The sequence below is a fragment of the Cupriavidus sp. 01L45 genome, from assembly GCF_056399885.1.
The window spans coordinates 61981-68815 of sequence record NZ_JBFTSG010000058.1; the positions used below are offsets into that span (position 1 = coordinate 61981).

Here is a 6835-nt window from a genome sequence, read left to right on the forward strand (position 1 = left end):
CCGGCACACTCCCCGCACGGCGCGATGTGCTCCCGGCGGCGTGCCGGTGGTAAAGTGCTGGCTGTCCCTGCCGGACGCCCCCGGGCCGGTTTCATGCCTGCCCCGACTGCCCCGCAAGCCGCCGCCCAGACAGACGGCGGGGCCGCCCGGCCTTCCCTTTGCCACTCTTGCCGGATCCGCATCACACCCCATGGGAGCTTTAAGCCACCTCCGCGTCCTCGACCTGACCCGTGTTCTCGCCGGGCCCTGGTGCGCCCAGAACCTAGCCGACTTCGGCGCCGACGTGATCAAGATCGAGCGCCCCGGCGCCGGCGACGACACCCGGACCTGGGGCCCGCCCTGGCTGCAGGACGGCGCGGGCCGCGATACCGCGGAGGCCGCCTACTACCTGGCGGCCAACCGCAACAAGCGCTCGGTCACCTGCGACATCAGCACGCCCGAAGGCCAGGAACTGGTGCGCGCGCTGGCCGCCCAGAGCGATGTGGTGCTGGAGAACTACAAGGTCGGCCAACTGAAGAAGTACGGCCTGGACTACGACTCGCTCAAGGCGATCAAGCCGGACCTGATCTATTGCTCGGTGACGGGCTTCGGCCAGACCGGTCCCTACGCGGCCCGCCCCGGTTACGACTTCATCATCCAGGGCATGGGCGGCTTCATGAGCCTGACCGGCGAGCGCGACGACCTGCCCGGCGGCGGCCCGCAGAAGGCCGGCGTGGCCATCTCCGACCTGATGACCGGCCAGTACGCCACCATCGCCGTGCTGGCCGCGCTGGCCCACCGCGAGCGTACGGGCGAAGGCCAGTACATCGACATGGCCCTGCTCGACGTGCAGGTGGCCATGCTGGCCAACATGAATACCAATTACCTGGCCAGCGGCGTGGCGCCCAGGCGCTGGGGCAACGCGCACCCCAACATCGTCCCCTACCAGACCTTCCAGGCCGCCGATGGCTGGATCATCGTCGCGGTGGGCAATGACGGGCAGTTCCGCAAGTTCGTCGCCGCCGGCGGGCGCCCCGAGCTGGCCGACGATCCGCGCTTCGCCACCAACCCGCAGCGCGTGGCGCACCGCGACGTGCTGGTGCCGATCATCGCCGAGATGGTCAGACCGCGCACCCGCGCCCAGTGGATCCTCGACCTGGAAGCCGCCGGCGTCCCCTGCGGCCCGATCAATACCCTGGACGACGTGTTCGACGATGCCCAGGTCAAGGCGCGCGGCCTGCGCGTGGACCTGCCGCACCCCAGCGCCGGCGAAGTCAAGCTGGTGGGCAGCCCGATCAAGATGAGCGCGACGCCACCCGAAGCCGTGCGCCACCCGCCGCTGCTGGGCGAACACACGGATGCCGTGCTCGGCGACATGCTGGGCTATACGCCGGAGCAGATTGCCGCACTGCGCGCCAAGGGCGTGCTGTAAGTCAGGCATGGCCGCCTGCGCCGCTCCGGCGGCGCGGGCGGAAAGTTGCAGTAGCCGTAGCGAAACAAGCAGAGAACCTTACCCTGTGCGCGCCGGCGTCCGGCGCGTGCCCCACCAAGAGAGGAGTTTGGATGCTGACCGACGCCCTGCTGGCCTTCCTGCACTTTACTTTCATCTTCCTGCTGATCGCCCTGATGACCGCCGAGGCCGTCGTGCTGCGGCCCGGCATGACCCCGGCCACGCTCAGGCGGCTCTCGGTCTACGACCTGATCTACTTCCTGTCCGCCATGGCGGTGCTGGCGACCGGCCTGCTGCGGCTGTTCTACGGCGCCAAGGGCGCGCAGTTCTACCTGCACAACCCGTGGTTCCACGCCAAGATCACTGTGTTCGTAGTGATTGCGCTGTGCTCGCTGCCGCCCACCTTCGCCATCCAGCGCTGGCGCCGTCAGGCGCGCAGCCTGCCGGACTTCGTGCCGATGCCGGCCGAGCTGAAATCCGCCCGGCGCTGGGTCATGATCGAGGCCCACCTGCTGATCCTGCTGCCGCTATGCGCGGTGATGATGGCGCGCGGCATCGGCATGAAGTAGGCTCCGCCAGCTTGTAAACGAGATTCCCAGCCGCCAGGCCCAGGCCGCCTCGCGCGCCCAGATTCCCAATCCCTACCGACGCATCCCCATGTTCAAGCAAAAACTTGCCGCGGCGCTGTTCGCCGCAGCCCTGCCCGCCATTGGCATCCTTGGCGCCATCGGCGCGGCGCCAGCCGCCGCCGCGGCCGCCTACCCGGTCAAGCCCCTCAAGTTCGTGGTGCCCTACCCGGCCGGCGGCCCGCTCGACACCGTGGCGCGCGCCATCGGCGACAAACTCAAGGACAGCCTTGGCCAGCCCGTCGTGGTGGAAAACCGCCCCGGCGCCGGCGGCAATATCGGTGCCGACTACGTGGCCAAGCAGCCCGCCGACGGCTACACGATCGTGATGGGCGCGGTAGCCACCCACGCCATCAACCCGACGTTGTTCGCCAGGATGCCTTACGACCCGGTTAAGGACTTCAGCCCGATCACGCTGGTGGCCGACGTGCCCAACGTGCTGGTCATGCATCCCGGCAAGGCCGCCGAGCTGCATATCGGCAATGTGCGCGAGCTGGTGGAGTACGCGCGCAAGAACCCCGGCAAACTGGACTATGCCTCGGGCGGCAACGGCAGCGCCGGCCACCTGTCCGGCGAGTTGTTCAAGAGCCTGGCCAGGGTGAGCATGGTTCACATTCCCTATAACGGCGCGTCGCCCGCGCAGTTGTCGGTGCTGTCCGGGCAGACCGACATGATCTTCGACAACCTCGCCTCGGCCTCGGCCAATATCAAGGCCGGCAAGCTCAAGGCGTTTGCCGTCACCACCGCCACGCGTGCCGCCGCCTTCCCCGAGTTGCCGACCATTGCGGAGGCTGGCAAAGGCTTGGGGCTGGAGGGCTTTGACATCTCCACGTGGTTCGGCGTGTTCGCGCCGGCCAATACGCCGAAGGAGATCGTCGACCGTCTCAACCACGAGATCGTGGCCATCCTCAAGACCGACGACATGAAGGCCAGGCTGGCCCGGATTGGCGCCCAGCCGGCGCCGACCACGCCGGAGCAGTTCGGGGCGCTGGTGCAGCGTGAGTTGAAGAAGTATGCGCAGATCGTCAAGGTGTCTGGTGCCAAGGTGGACTGATCCGCCAGGCAAAACGCCGCCCCTTGAATGAAAAACGGCCCGCGCGGGCCGTTTTTCATTCCTGTTCGGGGCGTCCCCGCCAGCCGTCAGGACACCTCCGGACTGGTCGCGCCGGACTCCGCGCGCGGCAGCAGCAAGCCCACCTGGATGATGCGTGGCCCGTCCATGCGCGTCACGGTCAGCTTCAATCCAGCGATCTCCACCGCGTCGCCCTCCACCGGCGGCGACGTAAATGCCTTCTGCATGGCAGCTTCCAGCGTCCGGGCGGCTTCGTCGGCGCTCAGCTCCCGCGTACCGTAAAGCCCCGCCACATCCCGCAGCATGGCCTCCCCGGACAAGAGGAAATCATGGCTTGCCTTGCCCCAGGCCGGCGCCGGCCCGGGGCGGTGGAACAGCAGCGCCAGCATCGGCACGCTGGTGGCAGGCGCCAGGATGGCAACCACGTCGCCGGCCGCCAACATGGTCTGCTCGGGTGCTACCAGGGCCTTGTCGCGCACCACCGTCAGCAAGCGGCAGCGCGGCGGCAACTCAAGCTGGTCGCCGCGCAGGTTCTCGGTGGGGGAATCCACCCCGACCCTGAACTGCATCACCTCCAGCGCCGGCCCATGGGTGCCGTGCAGGCGCGCGCGGGCCAGCGGCTCGGGATAGGCGGGCCGCAACACACGCGCCAGCCGTGCCGCCAGCGGCACGGTGGTGCCCTGCAGCAGCAGGCTGGCCAGCACCACCGCAAACGCAATGCGAAACAGCAGCCCGGAGTCCGGCATGCCCTGCAGCATCGGGAACAGCGCCAGCACGATGGGCACGGCCCCGCGCAAGCCCATCCACGCCACGAAGCCCTTCTCGCGCGCGCTGAAACGGAACGGCAGCAGCGCCAGCCAGACTGCCGCCGGGCGCGCCACCAGCATGAGGAAGGCCGCCACCGCCACCGCCGGCAGCGCCACTTCCCAGATCCGGTGGGGCGCCACCAGCAGGCCAAGCAGCAGGAACATCGCGGACTGCGACAGCCAGGCCATGCCATCCATCGCCCGCATGGTGTCGGCGCTGACCGCACGGTCGCGGTTGCCCACCAGGATGCCGGTCAGGTAGACCGCCAGGAAGCCGCTGCCGCCCGCGGTCTGCACGATCGCGAACACCATGGCACCGCCAGAGCACAGCAGGATGGCCTGCAAGCCTTCGGCCACGCGCATGCGCTCCATCACATTGGCCAGGCAGTAGCCCAACCCGAGCCCGAGCAAGCCGCCCACCCCAAACTGCACCAGCAGGCGCCACACCAGCGCGCCGGGGCTCAGGCCGGCGGGCGCGGCGATCCAGTCGATCAGCGTCAGGGTCAGGAAGATGGCCATCGGGTCGTTGATGCCGGACTCGATCTCCAGCACGCTGGCGACCCGCTCCTTGAGCCGGATGCCGCTGGTATTGAGCAGCGAGAACACCGCCGCGGCATCGGTCGAGCCCACGATGGCGCCCAGCAGCAGGCCGAGCTTCCAGTCGATCTCCAGCACCCAGGCGGCGAACAGGCCCACCAGCCCGGTCGTGACCAGGACCCCGACGGTGGCCAGCGACAGGGACGGCCGCAACGCAACCCGGAAAGTCGCCAGCCGGGTACGCAGGCCGCCATCGAGCAGGATCACCGCCAACGCCAGGTTGCCGACCAGGAAGCTCAGCCAGGTGTTGGCAAAGCGGATGCCGCCGGGGCCATCCACGCCAGCCAGCATGCCGACCGCCAAGAAGACAAGCAGGAAAGGCACGCCCAGGCGCGCCGAGAAGGCGCCCACCACAATGCCCAGGGACATCACGATGGCGCCGATCAGGATGACATGGTCAATGCTTTCCAAGACGGCTTTCCCTTTCAGTACCAATGCCGCGCCGCATCGGCCGCGGGCTGCGTACGCGGCGGCAACGGCAGCGCAGCCGACGATGATAACGCAGCGCCATGTCAGCACTGCCGCGCCCCCGTTGCGAGGCGCAATCCGGCGCCGGCGCCATGCCGTCCGGCCCGCCTTCATATGTCGCCTAGGGAGATACCCGGAGATTGACCATTTTTGCAGACATCTGAAAGGTAGCTGAAAGGTCCCCCCCTTAATTTCCACCCTGCCAGCGGCAGGACGAATGCAAGCGTCATTTTTGCGCACTGCAACATCGACGGCCGCACGGATTTCAAGCAGTTTTTTCGAGGAGAATCATTTTGCGCATTCGTAGCCAAAAGGACTTTGCCTCCGGCCTGATGTTCATCCTGGTCGGATTCGGCTTTTCCTGGGTCGCACGTGGTTATTCCATGGGCACCGCCGCCAAGATGGGCCCGGGATATTTCCCGTTCTGGCTCGGCATCGTGCTCGCCCTGCTGGGCGCGCTGGTGCTGTGGGGTTCCCTGTCCGCCAAGAAGGAAGAAGATCAGCTGGCGCGCTGGGACATCAAGACGCTGTTGTGGATCCTGGGTTCGGTGGTGCTGTTCGGCCTCATGCTCAAGCCGCTGGGCATGGTGTTGTCCGTGCTGGTCCTGGTACTGGTGTCCTCGATGGCCAGCCATGAATTCAGCTGGAAAGGCGCTGTCGCAAACGCGGTCATCCTGGTGCTGATCAGCATGGGTGCGTTCGTGTATGGCATCAATCTGCAGATGCCGGTGTGGCCTGCATTCTTGGCAGGTTAAGGAGACGGCCATATGGAACTACTAGCCAACCTGGGCCTCGGCTTCTCGACCGCCCTGACGCTGCAAAACCTGGCATACGCCTTCCTGGGCTGCGTGCTGGGTACCCTGATCGGCGTGCTGCCGGGCCTGGGGCCTCTGGCCACCATCGCCATGCTGCTGCCGGTGACCTACACGCTGCCGCCGGTGGCCGCGCTCATCATGCTGGCCGGTATTTACTACGGCGCCCAGTACGGTGGCTCCACCACCGCCATTCTGGTCAACCTGCCGGGTGAATCGTCGTCGGTGGTGACTACCATCGATGGCTACCAGATGGCCAGGCGAGGACGAGCGGGGGTGGCGTTAGCCACCGCCGGCCTGGGCTCGTTCTTCGCCGGCTGCGTGGCTACCCTGATCCTGGCGGCATTTGCTGCGCCGCTGTCGGAACTGGCGTTCAAGTTCGGTCCCGCCGAATACTTCTCGCTGATGGTGCTGGGCCTGATCGGCGCCGTGGTGCTGGCTTCCGGTTCGCTGGTCAAGGCCATTGCGATGATCGTGCTGGGCCTGCTGCTGGGCCTGGTCGGTACCGACGTGAACTCGGGCGCGGCGCGCTTCTCCTTCGACGTGCCTGAACTCACCGACGGCCTGAACTTCGTCTCGGTGGCGATGGGTGTGTTCGGTTTCGCGGAAATCATCGCGAACCTGGAACAGAAGGATGCCCGCGAGACCTTCACCGACCACATCACCAACCTGTTCCCGACCAAGGAAGACTTCAAGCGCATGATCCCCGCGGTGCTGCGTGGCACGGTGCTGGGTTCGGCGCTGGGCATCCTGCCGGGTGGCGGTGCTGCGCTGGCTTCGTTTGCGGCCTACTCGCTGGAAAAGAAGACCTCGAAGTACGCGCATGAGTTCGGCAAGGGTGCCATCGAAGGCGTGGCAGGCCCGGAATCGGCCAACAACGCCGCTGCGCAAACCTCCTTCATCCCGCTGCTGACGCTGGGCATTCCGCCCAACGCGGTGATGGCGCTGATGGTGGGTGCGATGACCATCCACAACATCCAGCCGGGCCCGCAGGTCATGACCAGCAACCCCGCGCTGTTCTGGGG

6 protein-coding genes are annotated in these 6835 nt (G+C 67.1%); 5 read left to right on the forward strand and 1 reads right to left on the reverse strand.

What is annotated here, in order from left to right:
* The first annotated feature begins 190 nt into the window (after nucleotides 1-190).
* From AC1DT6_RS32045 to AC1DT6_RS32055, 3 genes are all read left to right on the forward strand, one after another.
* Nucleotides 191-1411 (forward strand): CaiB/BaiF CoA transferase family protein, encoded by a 1221-nt coding sequence (locus AC1DT6_RS32045; protein ID WP_441636565.1) that lies wholly within the window; start codon nucleotides 191-193, stop codon nucleotides 1409-1411.
* A gap of 131 nt (nucleotides 1412-1542) precedes the next feature.
* The gene (locus AC1DT6_RS32050) at nucleotides 1543-1998 is read left to right on the forward strand and encodes a DUF2214 family protein (protein ID WP_441636563.1); all 456 of its coding nucleotides are present in this window, start codon (nucleotides 1543-1545) and stop codon (nucleotides 1996-1998) included.
* An 88-nt stretch (nucleotides 1999-2086) separates the two neighbouring features.
* A complete protein-coding gene (locus tag AC1DT6_RS32055) occupies nucleotides 2087-3109 on the forward strand; it encodes a tripartite tricarboxylate transporter substrate binding protein (RefSeq protein ID WP_441636561.1) in 1023 nt (340 codons plus the stop codon).
* Between the two features lie 86 nt (nucleotides 3110-3195).
* Here the strand turns inward: AC1DT6_RS32055 and AC1DT6_RS32060 are convergent, their stop codons facing one another.
* Nucleotides 3196-4941: a potassium/proton antiporter gene (locus AC1DT6_RS32060; protein WP_441636560.1), complete on the reverse strand. Its 1746-nt coding sequence runs from the start codon at nucleotides 4939-4941 to the stop codon at nucleotides 3196-3198.
* A 350-nt stretch (nucleotides 4942-5291) separates the two neighbouring features.
* Between AC1DT6_RS32060 and AC1DT6_RS32065 the strand changes: the two genes are divergently transcribed.
* Both AC1DT6_RS32065 and AC1DT6_RS32070 read left to right on the forward strand, forming a co-directional pair.
* Nucleotides 5292-5753 (forward strand): tripartite tricarboxylate transporter TctB family protein, encoded by a 462-nt coding sequence (locus tag AC1DT6_RS32065; RefSeq protein WP_035866512.1) that lies wholly within the window; start codon nucleotides 5292-5294, stop codon nucleotides 5751-5753.
* 12 nt (nucleotides 5754-5765) lie between these two features.
* On the forward strand, nucleotides 5766-6835 hold a 1070-nt coding region (locus AC1DT6_RS32070; protein ID WP_477115204.1), incomplete at its 3' end, for a tripartite tricarboxylate transporter permease.

Bases quoted from the DNA above. Each gene is read 5' to 3' on its own strand.
- AC1DT6_RS32045 (WP_441636565.1), top strand. From the start codon at position 191: ATGGGAGCTTTAAGCCACCTCCGCGTCCTCGACCTGACCCGTGTTCTC.
- AC1DT6_RS32050 (WP_441636563.1), top strand. From the start codon at position 1,543: ATGCTGACCGACGCCCTGCTGGCCTTCCTGCACTTTACTTTCATCTTC.
- AC1DT6_RS32055 (WP_441636561.1), top strand. From the start codon at position 2,087: ATGTTCAAGCAAAAACTTGCCGCGGCGCTGTTCGCCGCAGCCCTGCCC.